Origin of the sequence: Mycobacterium sp. E2327, assembly GCF_001672675.1 — a bacterium.
In the GTDB taxonomy this organism is placed as follows: domain Bacteria; phylum Actinomycetota; class Actinomycetes; order Mycobacteriales; family Mycobacteriaceae; genus Mycobacterium.
The window spans coordinates 42,239-58,867 of sequence record NZ_LZKE01000124.1 but is presented as its reverse complement, the minus strand read 5'-3'; the positions used below and the strand labels follow the sequence as shown (position 1 = coordinate 58,867).

Annotated in this window: 17 protein-coding genes; 2 read left to right on the top strand and 15 right to left on the bottom strand. The window is 69.4% G+C overall.

Annotation, left to right across the window (positions count from 1 at the left end; genetic code table 11):
* Together A5712_RS15060 and A5712_RS15055 are read left to right on the top strand one after the other, a co-directional pair.
* The coding region (locus A5712_RS15060; protein ID WP_197519395.1) for a HEAT repeat domain-containing protein at positions 1-1,346 on the top strand (1,346 nt) is incomplete at its 5' end.
* 58 nt (positions 1,347-1,404) lie between these two features.
* The gene (locus A5712_RS15055; RefSeq protein ID WP_068106528.1) at positions 1,405-2,475 is read left to right on the top strand and encodes an HAD-IIA family hydrolase; all 1,071 of its coding nucleotides are present in this window, start codon (positions 1,405-1,407) and stop codon (positions 2,473-2,475) included.
* Here the strand turns inward: A5712_RS15055 and A5712_RS15050 are convergent.
* Genes A5712_RS15050 through A5712_RS14980 form a run of 15 tightly spaced genes read right to left on the bottom strand, consistent with a single transcriptional unit; the run spans position 2,416 to position 16,622 of the window.
* Positions 2,416-3,246, bottom strand: a complete 831-nt coding sequence (locus A5712_RS15050; RefSeq protein ID WP_068106526.1) for a hypothetical protein — start codon at positions 3,244-3,246, stop codon at positions 2,416-2,418. The two genes, A5712_RS15055 and A5712_RS15050, sit on opposite strands and share 60 nt — an antisense overlap.
* The gene (locus A5712_RS15045; protein WP_068106524.1) at positions 3,243-3,995 is read right to left on the bottom strand and encodes a DUF6390 family protein; all 753 of its coding nucleotides are present in this window, start codon (positions 3,993-3,995) and stop codon (positions 3,243-3,245) included. The genes A5712_RS15050 and A5712_RS15045 overlap by 4 nt, the downstream gene beginning before the upstream one ends.
* Positions 3,992-5,137 carry a hydrogenase formation protein HypD gene (gene hypD / locus A5712_RS15040; RefSeq protein WP_068106521.1) on the bottom strand — a complete coding sequence of 382 codons (1,146 nt, stop codon included), beginning with the start codon at positions 5,135-5,137 and terminating at the stop codon, positions 3,992-3,994. The genes A5712_RS15045 and hypD overlap by 4 nt, the downstream gene beginning before the upstream one ends.
* A gap of 14 nt (positions 5,138-5,151) precedes the next feature.
* A complete protein-coding gene (locus A5712_RS15035) occupies positions 5,152-5,424 on the bottom strand; it encodes a HypC/HybG/HupF family hydrogenase formation chaperone (RefSeq protein WP_068106518.1) in 273 nt (90 codons plus the stop codon).
* A gap of 15 nt (positions 5,425-5,439) precedes the next feature.
* Positions 5,440-6,552 carry a hydrogenase expression/formation protein HypE gene (gene hypE / locus A5712_RS15030; RefSeq protein WP_082973451.1) on the bottom strand — a complete coding sequence of 371 codons (1,113 nt, stop codon included), beginning with the start codon at positions 6,550-6,552 and terminating at the stop codon, positions 5,440-5,442.
* Positions 6,549-7,211, bottom strand: coding sequence for an SIS domain-containing protein (locus A5712_RS15025; RefSeq protein WP_068106515.1), 663 nt, complete (start codon positions 7,209-7,211; stop codon positions 6,549-6,551). Before A5712_RS15025 ends, hypE begins: the two co-directional genes overlap by 4 nt.
* Positions 7,212-7,217: 6 nt before the next feature.
* Positions 7,218-7,919 (bottom strand): HypC/HybG/HupF family hydrogenase formation chaperone, encoded by a 702-nt coding sequence (locus A5712_RS15020; RefSeq protein ID WP_068106514.1) that lies wholly within the window; start codon positions 7,917-7,919, stop codon positions 7,218-7,220.
* Positions 7,919-8,182 (bottom strand): HypC/HybG/HupF family hydrogenase formation chaperone, encoded by a 264-nt coding sequence (locus A5712_RS15015; RefSeq protein WP_068106509.1) that lies wholly within the window; start codon positions 8,180-8,182, stop codon positions 7,919-7,921. Before A5712_RS15015 ends, A5712_RS15020 begins: the two co-directional genes overlap by 1 nt.
* A complete protein-coding gene (hypF, locus tag A5712_RS15010) occupies positions 8,173-10,545 on the bottom strand; it encodes a carbamoyltransferase HypF (protein WP_068106506.1) in 2,373 nt (790 codons plus the stop codon). The genes A5712_RS15015 and hypF overlap by 10 nt, the downstream gene beginning before the upstream one ends.
* Positions 10,542-11,735 carry an NHL repeat-containing protein gene (locus A5712_RS15005; RefSeq protein ID WP_068106504.1) on the bottom strand — a complete coding sequence of 398 codons (1,194 nt, stop codon included), beginning with the start codon at positions 11,733-11,735 and terminating at the stop codon, positions 10,542-10,544. The genes hypF and A5712_RS15005 overlap by 4 nt, the downstream gene beginning before the upstream one ends.
* Complete coding sequence (locus A5712_RS15000) at positions 11,732-12,646, bottom strand: NifU family protein (protein WP_068106501.1); 915 nt, start codon at positions 12,644-12,646, stop codon at positions 11,732-11,734. The genes A5712_RS15005 and A5712_RS15000 overlap by 4 nt, the downstream gene beginning before the upstream one ends.
* Entirely contained in the window at positions 12,646-13,899 is a 1,254-nt protein-coding gene (locus tag A5712_RS14995; protein WP_068106497.1) for a hypothetical protein, read from the bottom strand. Before A5712_RS14995 ends, A5712_RS15000 begins: the two co-directional genes overlap by 1 nt.
* Positions 13,892-14,164, bottom strand: a complete 273-nt coding sequence (locus A5712_RS14990; RefSeq protein ID WP_369830395.1) for a hypothetical protein — start codon at positions 14,162-14,164, stop codon at positions 13,892-13,894. Before A5712_RS14990 ends, A5712_RS14995 begins: the two co-directional genes overlap by 8 nt.
* On the bottom strand, positions 14,164-15,018 hold the full coding sequence (locus A5712_RS14985; RefSeq protein ID WP_068106494.1) for a hydrogenase maturation protease: 855 nt from the start codon (positions 15,016-15,018) through the stop codon (positions 14,164-14,166). Before A5712_RS14985 ends, A5712_RS14990 begins: the two co-directional genes overlap by 1 nt.
* Positions 15,015-16,622 (bottom strand): nickel-dependent hydrogenase large subunit, encoded by a 1,608-nt coding sequence (locus A5712_RS14980; RefSeq protein ID WP_068106491.1) that lies wholly within the window; start codon positions 16,620-16,622, stop codon positions 15,015-15,017. Before A5712_RS14980 ends, A5712_RS14985 begins: the two co-directional genes overlap by 4 nt.
* Positions 16,623-16,629 lie beyond the last annotated feature (7 nt).

The window sequence follows — 16,629 nt, the reverse complement described above, 5'->3', positions numbered from 1 at the left end:
ACAAGCTGCGACGCTTCGTCAACGACTATGTGGCGCCACCGAAGACGGCGGCCAAGCTGTCCATCGCCGTCCGCACCTTCGATCGCATGCGGGCCGAGATCGCCGAGATGGGCGCGCGCGACCCGCACGAGCTGATGCGTGCCGTCGAGGTGTCGTTCATCCGCGACTGCGCCGAGATGGCCGCCCGCTCCTCGCTCACCCGCACCGAATCCCGCTGGGGGCTCTACCACGACCGCGCCGACCTGCCCGGCCGCGACGACAACCAATGGGGCTATCACCTGAACCTGCGCAAGGGTGCGGACGGCGAGATGGCCTTCCTCAAGCGGCCCGTCGCGCCCTACTTCGTGCCCGTGCCCGAGCTGGACGGCCTGCCGCCGGTGGACCAGACCGTGCGCGAGGTGGAGCAGCCGCCGCTGATCGGCGGTCAGGCGCCGGCCATCGTGGCGTCCCGGATCGCCTCGCCCGCAACGGCATTCGAACCCCCGTCGTCGCGCATCGCCGAGGTCCTCGCCCTGGAGGAGCCCACGATCGCCGACCTGGCGCCGTACCTGGCCGACCCAGATCCCGGCGTGCGCCGGACCGCGGTCGCCACCCTGACCGAGCACATCCCCGACGGGTACGCGCCCGCGCTGTTCGCGGCGCTCGACGACGCCGACGCGGCGGTGCGCCGCACCGGCGCCGAGGGCATCCGGGAGCTGGTGGAGGTGCTGCCCGACCCGGCGGGCGCCGAACCGCATCTGGTGTCCCGGGATTCGGTGGTGCGCGCCGCCGCCGTCTACCTGCTCGCCGCGCGGCGGGGCGGCGACGCCGCCCAATACCGCGGCGCGCTGGACGATCCCGACCACCGGGTGCGCATCGAGGCGGTGCGGGCGCTGGTGTCGGTCGACGACGTGGCCGGCGTCGTCACGGCCACCGCGGACGAGAGCCGGGAGGTCCGCATCGCGGCGGCCGGTGCTCTGGCGACGCTGCGCGATGGCGCGCCGGCGGTCGGCGCGCTGGTCGCCGATCCCGACCCCCTGGTGCGCGCGGCCGCGCTCACCGCGCTCGGCGAATTGGGCTGCGGCGACGGTGATCTTGGGGCCGTCGAAAAGGCGCTGCGGGCGCCGGCGTGGCAGGTGCGCGAGGGCGCGGCGCGGGCATTAAAGGGCGCGAACGCCGCGGTCGCGGTGCCGCTGCTGGCCGAGGCGCTGTCCGACGCGCACCTCGACGTGCGCAAGGCGGCGGTGCTGAGCCTGACCCGCTGGGCCGCCGAACCCGCCGCCCGCGACGCCCTGAGCATCGCGCTCAAAGACGGGGACGCCGACGTGCGCGCTTACGCGCGGCGTGCGTTGGAACGGGACGGGTAACGTTTATCCCCCGTGATTTCCCCCGTCAGGCCCAGGTGAAATCCAGTAGAGTCACTGTGTGAGTTCGGGATTGGGCGCGGCAACCTTGGCCGACGAGCATGACTGTCTGCTGCTCGACCTCGATGGCACGGTCTACCGCGGCGCGGTCCCGACCGCCGGTGCCGTAGAGACCCTGGAAGGCCTACGGGTTCGTACGCTGTTCCTGACCAACAACGCCTCCCGGAGCGCAGTTGAGGTCGCGGACCACATGCGCGACATGGGCTTTGCGGTCGACCCGGCTGACATCGTGACCAGCGCACACACCGCCGCGCGCCTCATGAGCGATAAGTTGCCGCAAAGTTCCAAGGTTTTGGTGATCGGCACCGACGCGCTGGCCACCGAGGTGGCCGACGCCGGCCTGGCACCGGTGCGGTCCTGGGACGAGGCGCCGGTCGCGGTGGTGCAGGGCCATTCGCCGCGTACCAACTGGGCCGCACTGGCGGAGGCGGCCTTGGCCATCCGTACCGGTGCGCTGTGGGTGGCATGCAACATCGACCCGACATTCCCCACCGAACGCGGTCTGCTCCCGGGCAACGGCGCCATGGTCGCCGCCCTGCGCGCCGCCACCGGCGCCGAGCCCATTGTTGTCGGAAAGCCCGAGTCTTACATGATCCGAGATGGTTTGGGGCACGGTCGCTTCGAATCACCGCTGGTGGTCGGTGACCGCCTCGAGACGGACATCGCCGGGGCGACGGTGGCGGGTCTGCCCAGCCTGCTGGTGTTCAGCGGCGTCGCCACCGCCGCAGATGTCGTTGATGCCGAACCCGATTGCCGGCCGACGTACATCGGGGAGGACTTGACCGCCCTTGCCGAGCGGAGTGACGCGTTGCGCGTCGCCCCGCAGCCCGGCTGGCATGCGCAGGCCGGCCGCGGCGCGGTGACCATCACGTCGACGGGAGAAGGCGGCCAGGACTGCGGGTTGTCCGTCGTCCGAGCCGCCGCGCACGCCGTCTGGAGCAGCGAATCCGCCTGGGCCCCGGTGCTTCTCGCCGGGGACGACGACGCGCGCCGCGCGCTCGAGAAGTGGGGCCTATTGAACGACCGACAGGCCCGGGTCGATCCGGGCGCGAACCGCGACGGACGCACATGACGCGCGCACGATCATGGCCGCGTCGGAGTCGGAGCCCTTGGGGATCTGGATCGCCGCGCTGTCCGGGTCCTCGCGGTGTGCCATGAGCCAGTCGTAGAGCAGCCAGTCCAGCGCACACGCCACCGCGAACGGGTCCGCCTCGTCCGACGCCGCGCCCGCGACGCAGGCCTCGATGGCCTCACGGTGTTCCCGCCTGGCGGCGTCCTTGTTGACTCCCGAGCTGTCGAACAACATCGTCGACAGCGTCAGCGGATAGCGTTGGCCGGTCTCGGATTTCAGGACCCACCGACCGCCCCTCCAGGGTTCCTGCGGGTTGACAAGAACCATCTCGCCGAAGCCGCTGATGACCCCCGGCGACGGCTCATCGAGCTCGCCGTCGAACGGGGCTGGGCCCAGCAGGCCCACCGGAAAACGGGCGCGAAGCGAAAACAGGGTGGCGGTACCGACGATCTTGCCCGCGCGCACGTCCGGGACGAGGCCGGTGATCTCCGCCGCCAGCGCGTAATCCCGCACCAACAGGTCCAGGCAGCGGTGCAGGACAACCAGGTCGGCGCGCTCGTCCGGATCGGGGCGCTTGCCCCCGCCGAGCAGTTCCCCGAACCGCGCCGCGGCGATGATCAACGCGTCGTCAAGAGCCTCGAGGTGCGTCGCAATCAAGCGGTCGGCCTCACCATCCCCGATGACCAGGTCGGGCAGCGTCGTGGCGGCGCCTTCCGGTGTGCACCAGTAGAAGCCGATCTGGCCCTCCGCCTGGGTGATTCGCGGTCTCATGGCGCCTGCGCCCGCAGCCTGCGGTTGGTGGCCGCCAGTTGCCGGTGCGTGCTGTCCTTGAGCCTCGCCATCTGTTCGGGGAGGAGGCGGTCGCACACCCAGCCCCAGTGCATCGCGACGAGATCGCCCCGCCGGACCGCGATCGGCGTTGCCTCGCCGGTGCGGACCCCGACCCGGCGCGTCCGCGGCCCGGACAGCGACAGCGAGGATCCCGTGAAGCACAGCTGCTGGGACACGACCAGCGCGGTATCTCCGTCCGTCGACAGGACGGTGCCCCAGGAGATCCGGCAGTTGTCCAGGACGGACAGGGGATGCTCGTCGACGCCCCTGCCGAGCAACCGCGACCAGGGGTAGACGCCGAACACGTGGAAGCCGTGATTCGCCGCAGCCTCCTCGGCGAGGTCCTCGGTCAGGTGCGCCCAGTAGTGCCCGGCCTGCGGGGCGATGATCGCCATCAGCTCGGCGGTGAAGGCGTGCGAATCCATCGCGGAGCCCGCGCCCCCGCCCAACCAATAGGATTCGACCAGGCGGAGGTCGAGGGGGTCGGGGATTCCGGTCATCCGCGACATCACCCGCAGATACGGCCACGCCCCCGTGAATCGCCTTGCCGCACGCTCGATCTCGGCCCGTCCACCGTTGAGGAGGGCCGATGAGTCGCGGGGCCCGCAGTAGCCGAGCTGGTTGGGTGCGTAGGCGTAACGCGCGAACATCTCCGCACCGCGGGTGTCGGTGATGTCGGCGATGGTCATGCTCGCGCGCCCTGCCCGATCAGCGTCGCGGCGTCGCGGTGCAGCCTGCCGAAGTTGTAGTACGCGGCGCACGCGCCCTCCGGGGAGACCATGCAGGTGCCTATCGGGGTCTCCGGGGTGCACGCCGTTCCGAACACCTTGCACTCCCAGGGCTTGAGCACGCCCTTGAGCACCTCGCCGCACTGGCAGGCCTTGGGGTCTGCCACGCGCACGCCTGGCAGCGCGAATCGGCGTTCGGAATCGAAGTCCGCGAGCTCGTCACGCAGGCGCAAGGCGCTTTGCGAGATGAATCCCAGTCCGCGCCATTCGAAGTGGGGGCGCAGCGCGAAGACGTCGGCCATCAGGGCGAGCGCCGCCGGATTGCCCTCCTCCGAGACGACCCGCGAGTACTGGTTTTCGACTTCGCAACGCCCCTCGCGGATCTGGCGCAGCAGCATGGCGATCGATGCGAGGATGTCCAGCGGTTCGAATCCGGCGACCACCAGCGGCCTGCCGTAGACGGCGGGAACGAACCGGTAGGGCCGGGTGCCGACGACGGTGGACACGTGGCCCGGACCGAGGAAACCGGACAGCCGGAGGTCGGGCGACTCGAGGATCGCCTTGATCGGCGGCACGATCGTGACGTGATTGCAGAATACGGTGAAGTTCTCGATCCCGAGCTCCCGCGCCCGCACCAGCGTGACCGCCGTTGACGGGGCGGTGGTTTCGAAGCCGATCGCGAAAAAAACGATGTGCTTGTCCGGGTTCTCGGTCGCGATCTTCAGCGCGTCCAGTGGCGAGTAGACGAACCGGACGTCGGCGCCGCCGGCCTTGGCATCCAGCAGGCTCCCGTCCGAGCCGGGCACCCGCATCATGTCGCCGAAGCACGTGAAGATTACGTCCGGTTGGCGCGCCAGCCAGATCGCGTCGTCGACGCGGCCCATCGGGATGACGCAAACCGGGCAGCCGGGACCGTGCACGAGTTCGACGTTGTCCGGCAGCAGGTGTTCGACGCCGTGGCGGTAGATCGTGTGGGTGTGGCCGCCGCACACCTCCATGAACTTGAAGTGCTCGTCTCCGGAGCCGGCCCCGGCCAGCGACTCGATGGCCGCCAACAGCTTTCGTGCCGAGGCGGGGTCTCGGAATTCGTCAACAAATCGCATCGCAGCCTCCCCGGTCAGATGATCGACGACGTGTCGAACGCGTCTATTTCGTCGGAATACGTTTGGCCCAGCTTCTGCACGGCGGCAAGGGTGAGCAGCGCCTCGGTTTCGTCGATCTTGGCCATCGCGAAGCCGACGTGGACCAGCACCCACTCGCCCGGCGTGGGCATGTCGTTCTCGAGGAGCCGCACGCTGATGATGCGGCGCACGCCGCTGACATCTACCCTGGCCAGACAGTTTTCGGCGTCGGTGATCTCGATGATCTGTCCGGGGATGCCCAGGCACATATCTCTCAAGTCCTCTCAGCAGATTCGGGGCAGCGGGTCGCCGACGAGCATGTCCACGATGCGGGTGCCGCCGAACGCGGTGCGCACCAGCACGGTGGCCGCCGGTTCGTCGGCGATGCGCCCGATTTCGGCCGCGTCGCGACCCGCGGGGTGCGAGCGCAAAGCTTCCAACGCGCCGTCGGCCTCCGCGGGGTCGACGACGGCCAGAAACTTGCCCTCGTTGGCCACGTAAAGCGGGTCTATGCCGAGCATTTCGCAGGCGCCCGCCACGTCGGATCGCACCGGTAACCGGTCCTCCTCCAGCACGACCGCCAGGCCGCACGCCTGCGCCAGCTCGTTGCACACCGTCCCGACGCCACCCCGGGTGGGGTCGCGCAGCCACCGCGTGGTGGGGGCCGCTCGCAGCAGACGCCCCACGAGGCCGGTGACCGCGGCGGTGTCGGAGTGGATGTCGGCTTCGATCGCCAGGTCACCGCGGGCCAGCATCACCGCCATGCCGTGGTCACCGATGGTCCCGGAGGCCAGCACCCTGTCGCCGGGCCGCACCTTTCGCGGGGACAGGTCCCGTTCCGATGGAACGACTCCCGCTCCGGCGGTCGTGATGAACATGCCGTCGGCCGCGCCCCGGGGGACCACCTTGGTATCGCCGGTGACGATCTGCACACCGGCCGCCCGCGCGGCGGCGGCCATGTCGGCGACGATTCCGCGCAGTTCGTCGATCGCAAAGCCCTCTTCGAGGACGAAGGCCGCCGTCATCCACGACGGCACCGCACCGGCCATGGCGAGGTCGTTCACCGTGCCGTTGACGGCCAGGTCGCCGATCGATCCGCCGGGGAATCGAAGTGGCTGCACGACAAAGGAATCAGTGGACATCGCCAGCCGCGGCCCGCCGGGCATCGCGATGACGGCGCCGTCGCCGAGCGATTCCAGGTGAGGATTGCGAAAAGCCTCCAGGAATACTGCGTCGACCAATGCGGCGGACGCCTTGCCGCCGGCACCGTGAGCGAGCGTCACGACGGTGTCGCGCAGCCGGGGCCGGCGCCTGCGGAACGCCTCGATGCGGTCGATGACCTCGCCCTCGCCGAACGAGGGGCCGGAGGTGAGGTATTCGGCAACATGTTCTCTCATCGGACTCCCATTTGCGCATGCACGGCGGACCACAACCGGTATCCCAACGCCGCCTGCGACTCCTGGATTCGGTGCACGCTCTGGGACCGGACGGCAAAACACACGTCGATGTCGGCGCTGTCGGCGAAGGCGCCTCCGCCGTACCCGGTGAACCCGATCGTGTAGACGCCTCGGCGATGAGCCTCGCGCATCGCATGCAGCAGGTCCGCCGAGTTGCCGCTGGTGGACATCGCGATGGCGATGTCGCCGGCCCGCGCCCGGGCGATCAGCTGCCGGGCGAACACCAAGTCGAAGCCGACGTCGTTGGCCAGGGCGGTCAGCACCGCCTCGTCCGATGTCAGCGACCACGCCGGCAGCGCCGGCGCCGCGGACGGCTGGGCGAACAGCATCGCCAAGGTGGCGGCGTCCGTGGCACTTCCGCCGTTGCCGAAGGCGAACAGCCTCCCGCCAGCCGCGAATCGCCGCGCCATCTCGGCGGCCGCGACGGTGATCGCCGCGTCGCACGATTCCAGCGTGGCCGCGCGCAGCGCGGAGCTTTCGGCGGACTTGGCCAGCGCGGAGCTCGCCAGGTCGGTCAGCAACGGGCCGGGGTCGCGTTCGTCGGCGTCGATGAACGGATAGAGGAAGTTGGTCGCCTCGCCGATGTGATGCTCGCTCATGGGTTTTCAGGCCTCACCCAGCTTGCTGATCGCCAGGCCGGCGTGCACTAGAACGAGGTCGCCGGGGGAGAGCGGGCCGATCAGATCGGTGGCGACCGTCTCGGTGCCCTTCGCTGTGCGCACCAGGGTCGACGAAGTCGCGGTGCCGTGGTTGCCGGACAGAACCTCGGCGGGCCGCCCCTCGTCGGCGCAGGTGATGCACACGTCCTCGGCGCAGTCCTGGGGCCGAGGCACCAGCAGTCCGGGATGCTCGAAGCACACGTGGGTCAACTCCCACAGCAAGTGGTAGAGCAGTACGAACTCGCCGGTCGCGCACAGCCCTGGATCCGGATCATCAAGCCACAGCACGTGATCGGCGGCGCCGGCCGTCGGACGTTCGCCGTTGCCGATCCAGATCGTCGTGACACCCCACGCGGCGCCGCGGCGCATGACCGCGCGCACGTCGGGGTCCGCGGCGCCGGCGACGGCGATCACCACGTCGCCGGCGCGGGCCGATACCCGCACCTGCCCTACCACGTCGTGCCCGGTGAGGGCGACCGCCGGCAGCGCGCGCTTCCCGACGATCACCGGGTGCACGAATTCGACGGCGACGTGCTGGGCGTGCGGGGCAAGGGCCGGGGCGACGCACCACATCGTCGCGCCGGCCGAGAAGCGCTGCGCCAGCGCGAAAGCGGCCTGGGCCAGGTCGGCCGCGAGATCGGGCGTCATCACGGCCGCGCCTCCAGGTCCGCCTCGAGGTCGCCGAACACCCCGTACTCGCGCATCGTCTCGAGGGTTACCCGCGCGGACTCCTCGTCGATGCGGGTGAGCGCGAAACCGGCGTGCACGATCGTGTAGTCGCCGACCGCCAAATCCGGAAGGTACGCCAGGCATGCGGTCTTGATCTCGTCGCCGTAGGCGACCGCGGCGAACCGCCCCCCCTCGGGGGCGTCCCAGACCTCGGTGATCCGGCCGGGAATCCCTAGACACATCGGGCGGTCCTTTCTTCCGACGCCGCGGTCAGTATCGAGATCGCGGCCTGGCCAAGCGCCAGCCCGCCGTCGTTGGGGGGAACGAGGCGGTGGGTGAGGACTGTGAAACCGGCATCCTCGAGCCGCCGGCGGCATTGGGTCAACAGCAACACATTTTGGAACACGCCGCCCGTCAGCCCCACCGTCGATGTACCGCCCGCGACCCGGCCGACCGCAACGGTGACGGCGATCGCGACGGCATGGTGGAACGCCGCCGCCAAATCGCGGGTGTCGGCGCCGCTTGCCAGCGCGTCGACCATCGCGGTGATCATCGGTGCGGGATCCATGATCCCGTCGGCGCTTACCGCCATGCGTAGCTGAATCGACGGCTCGCGGTTGCCGGCGGACGCGGCCAGCGCCTCCAGCTCGATCGCCGCCTGTCCCTCGTAGTCGATGCGCTGGCGCACCCCGAGGATCGATGCGACCGCGTCGAACAACCGGCCGACACTCGTGGTCGGCACGCAGCCGCGCCCCGTCGTGAACTGCGTTCGGAGCAAACGCAATTCGGCGGGGCTGGCTGCCTTGACCGGGGCCAGGTCGGCGTCCCACGGAGTGCGGGCGCTCCAGAGGTGGGCCAGCGCCATCCGCCACGGGTTGCGCACGGCCGCATCACCACCGGCCAGCGGCACGTCCGCGAGGTGCCCGACCCGAGTGAAGCGGTGACTGTCCCGGCCAAGCCGCAGGATCTCGCCACCCCAGGCGGCGCCGTCGAGCCCGTACCCGGTGCCGTCGAAGGCAACGCCGATGATGGGCTCGTTCAGCATTCCGTGCTCGGCGAGCAGCGACACCACGTGCGCGTGATGGTGCTGGACAAGATCCAGCGGCCGGTCACCGGCGTTGCGCTCGGCCCAGTTTCGCGTCAGGTAGCGCGGGTGCAGATCGGCGGCCAGCCGCACCGGCTGCGACCGCATGTCACAGAGCTGCCGCACCGAGTGGGTGAACGCCTTCAGCGTGGCGACGGTGCCCATGTCGCCGATGTGGGCCGAGCAGTACGCCCGCCGGCCGTCGGTCAGACAAAAGGTGTTTTTGAGCTCCCCGCCGAGCGCGAGCACCGGAGGGCTGTTGCGGCCGAGGTCGACGGGGAGCGGTGCGTAGCCACGGGATCGCCGGATAGGCAGCTGGCTGGCTTTCCGGCCGGCGGTGTCTTCCCGGATCACCCGCACCACGGAGTCATCGCACGGCACGTGGATCGGCCGGTCGTGGTCCAGGACGGCGTCCGCGAGCTCGGGCAGCCGCTTGGCGGCGTCTTCGTCGGTGTAGCAGATGGGTTCGTCGGATCGGTTGGCGCTGGTCAGCACCATCGCTTGGGGCGACGGCGTGTTCGAACCCGGGATGGGGGCCAACAACAGGTGATGGACCGGCGAGTACGGCAGCAGCAGCCCGATCAGCGGGTTGTCCGGTGCAACCGCCGCCGCGACGGGCGCGCCTCGCCTACGTCGCAGCAGCACCACCGGACGCGACGGGCTCAGGAGCGCCGCGGCTTCCGACTTGCTGATGTGCGCGTAGCGCCGCGCGATGTCAAGGTCTCGGACCATGACGGCGAAGGCCTTGCCGTGCCGGGCCTTTCGCCGCCTGATCGCCTCGATTGCGGCGGCGTCGTCAGGCGCACACGCGAGGTGATATCCACCGATGCCCTTGATGCCTACGACGCGGCCGTCGGCCAGCGCGCGCTGGGTGGCGGCCAGCGCGGCGTCGACCTGGGTGATGCGCACGCCGTCGTCTCCGGTGAACCACATGGAAGGGCCGCAGACCGGGCATGCGATGGGCTGGGCGTGGAACCGGCGGTCGGCGGGGTCGTGGTATTCGGTGGCGCAGTCGCCGCACATCGCGAATTCCGCCATGGTGGTGGCGGGCCGGTCGTAGGGCAGTGCGCGGATGATCGTGAACCGTGGACCGCAGTTCGTGCATGTGACGAACGGATGCCGGTATCGGCGATCGGACGGGTCGAACAGCTCGGCCACGCAGTCGTCGCAGACGGCGATATCGGCGGGTATCGCGCTCGCCGTGGCACCGGAGTTGCGGCTGGCGACGATGCGAAACCCGCGAGAACCGTTGGCTTCGTGCGGCTCTCCGTTGAGCTCGGCGCAGGCCACGTCGCTGATCAGCGCCAGCGGGGGAGCGTCGGTGATCAGCCGGTCGCCGAATTGCGCGAGCGCTTCGGGTCTGCCCTGGACCTCGATGAACACCGCCGACGCGTCGTTGCCGACAAAGCCGCTCAAGCCCAATTCGGTGGCCACCCGGTGGACGAACGGCCGAAAGCCCACGCCCTGAACCACCCCGGTCACCAGGTACCGTCGGCGCCGCGTGGTTGTGAGCGCCGTCATGTCAACCGCCACAGAATGATCCGGTTGTTACCTGAGTCCGCCACGGCCAGCCGGTCACCGCGCAGCCAGATTCCGTACGGCCAGCAAAGTGAATCGTGGGTCACGGCGCTCCAGCGGTTTTCGCCGTTGGCCTCGAACGTCGGCTGCGCCAGGACGTGATCGGCGCCGCGGCCGTCGTCCGGGACACCGTCCCAGAGCAGGACGCGGTTGTTGGCCGTGTCGGCGACCGCCACCCGGTCGACGGTGCCTTCCGTGCTGTCCAGGCTGACCGCGTAAGGGAAGCGGAACCGATCTGCGCACTGTGGTCCGTACGGCCATTCACGGGCGGTGCGGAAGTCTGGTTGGCCGAGGAGCCGGTCGGCCGGCCGGTCGCCGTCGGGCAGCGGTGTCCACCCGAGCACGCGATGATCACCTGCATCGGCGACCAGAAGCAGGTCGTCACGTCCCGTAATGGCATGCGGCCAACGGAAGCTGGCGGGACCAACCTGCGCCCCGCGGTTCTCTTCACGGCTAGCGGCGTCGGGCTGGCCGAGCACGATGTCGGCAGGCTGGCCGGGCTCGGGCAGGCCGCCCGTCCACCCCAACACCCGGCGGTTGCCGGTGTCGGCGACCCAAAACACCGAGCCGACCACCGCGACGCCGAACGGCCAATAGAACGACGCGGCGGAACACTCGCCGCCGGCGTTCGGCTCGACCGTGCAGCCATCAATCTGGCCAAGCACGAAATCCGGCGGTGTCGAACTTGTTTGGGGCACGGAGTTCCACACCAGAATGCGATGATGCCAGGCGTCGGCGACGATAAGCCGCCCGTCGTGTACCAGCACACCGGCGGGAAGGTTCATACCGTTCCGCGGACCGCGCCCGGCCGCCGCGCGTCCCTCGGTGGTGCCATCCGGCTGCCCGAGCACGACATCGGCGGGCTGTTCGTCGCGGGCGGGCAGGCCGTGCCAGATCAGCACCCGATGGTTGCCGGAATCGGCGACGACTAGATGCTTCTCATCGAAGAATACGCCGCGGGGCGAGTACATCCACGCCAAAGTGGGTGTCGCTGCTGGCAACGCCAGGCCGCCGGGTGCCGGCGCGCCCAGCCACACCTCGGGCACCCAGCCACCGGACAGGTCCGGCGCAGTCGGAGAGTCGGCGCGCGGTGGCCGTGGCAGCAGACTGGTCCGCACCGTCAGCCGTGTCATTGCCCCACCCGAACCCAGATCCGGCCGTTGTCGATGCGCAGCGGCAACTGCTCAAGTTGAGCCGCCGGCGCGGTGAGGCACTCGCCGGACGCGGCGTCGTAACAAAACCCGTGCCACGGGCATGTCAGCGTGCCGTTCTGAGCGTCGAGCACCGCGTTATCCAAAGGCAAAGCCTCGTGGGCGCATTCGTTGACGTAGGCCGCAAGTTGTCCATCGAGATTCACCACCAGCACCGAGACCTGCTGCCCGGAGTGGGGTGCGGTCAACTCGACCGCGACGAAATCGCCCACGGGCACATCGTCGGTCGCACCTGCCGGCGCCCAGCCCTCGTCGACGGGGTGGCGGGCGGCGAACAGGGATTCGGCTGAAATCAGCGTCGGCTCCGGCTCGTTCGGCAGCACCTCTACCGCGTTGATCGATGCGACGCCCTCGACGAGCGCCTTTTCCACCAGGTTGCGCAGCGTCACCGACGACATCGAGCATCCGTTGCATGCCCCCTGCAGGCGGACGAACGCCGTGCGCTCCTCGATGCGCACCAGGGCGACGTCGCCGCCGTGGCCCTGCAGTTGCGGCCGGACGGCGTTGAGGGCCTTGACGGCCTGGGTCATCGGGTCCGGACGCACGATCTCGTGCAGCGACAGCAGCAGATGGACAACGGGATCATCGACGAGGTCGAAAAGGACTGCGCGGGCGTCGTCGTCGGCGCGCATGCGGCGCACGATGGTCACCAATCCCGCTCGGTGAACCGCCTCGATGGCCCCCTTCAACTCCTCGGCCACGGCGCGCGCGGCCGGGTCCAGCCCCTGCAGCGCCGCGATCGCGTCGTCGACGCGTCTCGCCAGTTCCTCGAAGGTCGGCTCCGAGGCGGCACCATGGCCGTTTGACGGCGCCTGGGTGACGGCTGTCGACATCACACCCTCCCGCCTTCTTCGGTGCTGGAAAGTACGCGCTGGCGCGCGATTTCGTCGAGCACCCCGCGCACGGTGCGCACCGAGTCGTCGTCGCCCATCTCCTCGAAGAGGAACCGCGCCTCGTAGAGCTTGGCCTTCGCGTCGTCGAACATCCCCAGGTGCGCCAGGACGTTGCCCTGGTTGGCCAACACCCGGGCCCGGCCGAGGGGATGGGTTGCGCGGTCCCGTGTCTGCAGGACGGCCTCGTATATCTCGACGGCCTCGACCAGGTTTTCCCGGTTGTGGCGCGAGGGCGTATACACGAGCGAGTTGGCGAGGTTCAGCTGCACGCTGGCCCATTCGTCCGGGTGGTCCTCGCGGGTGTACACGGTCAGCGCCGACCGCAACGACTGGGCCGCCACGCCCAGCCGCAGCTGGCTGGACGCCTCGACCATCGGCATGGTCAGGTAGGCCGTGGCCAACCCGGCGTGCGCGGCGGCCCACACCAACGGCGCGTCCTCGCGTTTGATCAGCTGCAGCGCCGAGTGGTAGTGCGGGATGGCGGTCGCCAGCAGCTCCGGCCGCGTCGCCGCGTCCTCGTGCAGCAGGCCGGCCAGGCACAAATGGGTTTCGGCGCGGGCGACGCGCAGCCCGTCGGCGGCACCGAGCGCACCGAGCGCCTTTCGCAGCCGGGTCTCGCAATCCGGGTCGCGAGTGTCCCGGCCGATCGCACCGGCGGCGGCGAGCAGGGTCCCGGCCAGCGGCGCCGACACCGGCGCCGCGGCCTCCGCGGCCCGGTCGAGCAACTCGATGGCGGCGTGCGGATTTCCCTCGGCGAGGGCATGACCTGCCCGGACGGAAAACACGGTGGCGGCCAGCTCACCCTCCGTGATCTCGCAATCCGGCGGGGTGTCGATGCGACCCAGCGTGAACAGCACCACATCGACGAGGACCGCGAACCTGCCCAATTCAGTGCGCAGTTCGTCGGGGTCGGCGCCGTCGGGGTCCAGGACGAAGCGGTTGTAGCGGGCGACCGGGTCCGTGCGGTTGGCCAGCGCGGCTATCGCGGCGTCTCGCTGACCGGCGGCGGCAAGCTCGTGGGGTCGCAGGCTCTGCGGCCAGCTTTCGGGGGGCCGCCCGGCCAGCATCTCCATGCGTGCGGCTTCGGTATCGGCGCCGGCGGGAATCAGCATGTAGCCCAACGGAAGCGGGAAGAGGCCGAGCGGCTGCGGCGGCAGCGCCAGCTGTGTCCTTGCCTTCAGCGATTCAGCCATTGAGCGGCCCCCTGATGTCACGTTCGGCGCCCCGCTTGATCATCCGGGCCGACAATTCGGCGCGGGCCTTGGTCGCGTGCGTGTCGATGCGCTTGCGCACTACGCCGTCGGCGAACACCACCACGATGTCGACGGCCCAGCGTCCGCGCTCCTCCGACACGACGGTGTCGACGCTGAGCGCCTCGTCGGCGGAGCTGTCTTCGCGCCGCCGCGTGCGGCGGTTCGGGTCCGGGTCGACGTCGGGATGCTCGGCCACGAGTATCACTACTGCTGCTCCAGCGGAATCCGAAGCGCACCATGCTCGTCGTCCCAGAACGCACGGCGCACTCCGGCGGGGATCACATCGTCGAGCACCTCGCGGACCAGCACCGCGCGATCGCCGGCGGGGGTGCGCTGCTTGAGCAGCAGCCCGCCATTGCGCGGTCCCCGCAGCGGCAACAGCCAGAGCTGGTCGTCGTGGACGGCTCCGACGGCGACGTGCGCGGGAAAGTGAGCCGCGGACAGTGCAGCGGACAGCCGCAAGTAGCCGTCGGCGGTGAACTGCACCGTGAGGTCCGCCGGATCGCTCGGCTCGGGCGGCCGCAACGGCGAGATATATTCCGCCTCAATCATTTCCATCACCTCGTCCATCGCCGTGGCCACTTCGGGCGACAGTTCGGCACCCAGGGCGACGTTGGCCGCCTCGATGAGGAAGACGGTGACGTCGGAAGGGCACGCGTCGGCCAGCGCCCAGCGGGCGAACGCGATCGCATGGTCCCAGCGGAACGAGTGGGTGTGCAGCCCCTCCAGCGGAGGCAACTCGGCCAGTTCGGCGCCGGGGACGCGGTATATCGTCCCGGGCCGGGCGCCGGTGGCCGAGGCGTCGACGATCACCACTCGTTCCGCGCCGCGCATCTGAAAGGCCACGTCCATCCCGGCGGTGCCGCCGTCGACCAGCCGGAGCCCGTCGGGCATGCCCCGTTCCCACAAGTGGCGCACCAGGATTGGGCCCACTCCGTCGTCGCCGCGCAGCAGGTTGCCGCAGCCGATCACCAGCATGGCACAGCCCGGCGGTTCCAGGTCCAGCTGTGATCCGCCGGGTTGTGCCGTCGCGTCAGGGTTGGTTGCCGTGGGAATCACACCATTCCATTGACGACGAATTTCGAGAGTTCACGTCCGGTCTTGCCGTCGTAGGCGTGCACGGTACAGACCAGGCAGGAGTCGAAGCTGCGGGCCACGTGGCCCAACTCGACGGGGTCCTCGGGGTCGACGATCGGCGAGCCGACCAGCGCCTTCTCGATGGGGCCGAGGGTCTCGGCGCCGTCGCGCGGCCCGATGTTCCATGCCGTTGGGGTCACCACCTGATAGTTCTTGATCTTGTTGTCCTCGATGACGATCCAGTCCGACAACGATCCCCGGGCCGCCTCGGTGGACCCGAAGCCCATGCCCTCGGCGTGCTCGATGGGCTTGGTGTAGAAGCTTTCCTTGAGGTTGAGCTGGTTGAGCCATTCGCGGGTCCACTTGTAATACTTCGGGGCCTCGTGCATGCGGGCCAACTGACGCACGAACACGCTGGGGCCGATCGCGTTGTAGAGATCGACGAACAACGGGTCGTCGTCCTGATGAGCAGCGGCGTTGGGACCGCCCGCGGCCATCCGCCGCGCCAGCGGTCCGGCCTCCAGCGGGACGTGCCCGAGGGTCGGGACGTCGTAGCGCGGGGACTTGGCCCAGCTGTACTTGCCCTGCTTGCGGCCTTCCTCGGGGTCGATCGGGATGGTCTCCCCCTCAAAGGGATGCAGGGCCCCGGTACCCTTGTAGAAGGAGTGCGTGACGTCCTCGCGAACGCGGGCCTGGTCGAATTCCGACCACTTGCCGCCGGCGAAGATCCCGGATCGCCCGATCAGCGCCGCGTTGCGTCCGTCGATGGTCGGGTGCTCGTACAGCGAGGGCTCGAAATAGGTGCCGGTGGCGATGTAATTGCCGACGCCGCGGCCGTACTTGTCCAGGCCGACGTCGAGGCAGTAGCGGATGAAGAACCCGCAGTCGCTGTTGTGTTGCGCCTCGTTCTCGTCGACCCAGTCGAGCACGTCCTGCCAGGTCTTGTTGGCCAGCCACCGATCCACCGAGCAGCCGAGCCATTGCTTTTCGAGCCACTCGTCCTTCCAGTGCTCGAGGATCGAGATCGAACGCGTCACGTCGGAGAGGGTGGGAGCACACATCACCCCGCCGGGCACCATGAAGCTCGAGTGCGGCCACTGGCCGCCGAAAATGGCATACACCTCAACCGGTTTGGCCGACAGCACCACACCGGGCTGATAGCTGGCGCCGACGTAGGGCGCGAACCGGCGCACGGCTTCGGCGTACAGCTTGGACTTGGCGTAGTTCTTGTTGGTGAGATCGATCGCGAACAGTGCGTAGAAGTAGCGCGGAATCGACTGCAGCGTTTCGCAGGCCTGACAGATGTTGCGTATCAGCGTCGCGTTCTGCGGCACGTGGGTGCGCCACGCGGTGTCCAGGGCGTAGGCGGACTTGTACAGGTGGCTGCCGCCGCAGATGCCGCAGATTCGCGGCGTGACCACCAGGCCGGCCTGCGGATCCTTTCCGCGCAAGATGATTTCGAAGCCGCGGAACATCGCGGCCTCGGTCCACGCCGAGGTCACAACCCCGTCTTCGATGGTGACACGCACGTCGAGGTCACCCTCGACGCGCCCGAGCGGGCTGACAAACAAATCCAACGCGGTCATTCGGTAA

Excerpts from the sequence above, each read along its gene's own strand:
- A5712_RS15050 (WP_068106526.1), bottom strand. The coding sequence starts at position 3,246 with ATGAGACCGCGAATCACCCAGGCGGAGGGCCAGATCGGCTTCTACTGG.
- A5712_RS15045 (WP_068106524.1), bottom strand. The coding sequence starts at position 3,995 with ATGACCATCGCCGACATCACCGACACCCGCGGTGCGGAGATGTTCGCG.
- hypD (WP_068106521.1), bottom strand. The coding sequence starts at position 5,137 with ATGCGATTTGTTGACGAATTCCGAGACCCCGCCTCGGCACGAAAGCTG.
- A5712_RS15035 (WP_068106518.1), bottom strand. The coding sequence starts at position 5,424 with ATGTGCCTGGGCATCCCCGGACAGATCATCGAGATCACCGACGCCGAA.
- hypE (WP_082973451.1), bottom strand. The coding sequence starts at position 6,552 with ATGAGAGAACATGTTGCCGAATACCTCACCTCCGGCCCCTCGTTCGGC.
- A5712_RS15025 (WP_068106515.1), bottom strand. The coding sequence starts at position 7,211 with ATGAGCGAGCATCACATCGGCGAGGCGACCAACTTCCTCTATCCGTTC.
- A5712_RS15020 (WP_068106514.1), bottom strand. The coding sequence starts at position 7,919 with ATGACGCCCGATCTCGCGGCCGACCTGGCCCAGGCCGCTTTCGCGCTG.
- A5712_RS15015 (WP_068106509.1), bottom strand. The coding sequence starts at position 8,182 with ATGTGTCTAGGGATTCCCGGCCGGATCACCGAGGTCTGGGACGCCCCC.
- hypF (WP_068106506.1), bottom strand. The coding sequence starts at position 10,545 with ATGACGGCGCTCACAACCACGCGGCGCCGACGGTACCTGGTGACCGGG.
- A5712_RS15005 (WP_068106504.1), bottom strand. The coding sequence starts at position 11,735 with ATGACACGGCTGACGGTGCGGACCAGTCTGCTGCCACGGCCACCGCGC.
- A5712_RS15000 (WP_068106501.1), bottom strand. The coding sequence starts at position 12,646 with ATGTCGACAGCCGTCACCCAGGCGCCGTCAAACGGCCATGGTGCCGCC.
- A5712_RS14995 (WP_068106497.1), bottom strand. The coding sequence starts at position 13,899 with ATGGCTGAATCGCTGAAGGCAAGGACACAGCTGGCGCTGCCGCCGCAG.
- A5712_RS14980 (WP_068106491.1), bottom strand. The coding sequence starts at position 16,622 with ATGACCGCGTTGGATTTGTTTGTCAGCCCGCTCGGGCGCGTCGAGGGT.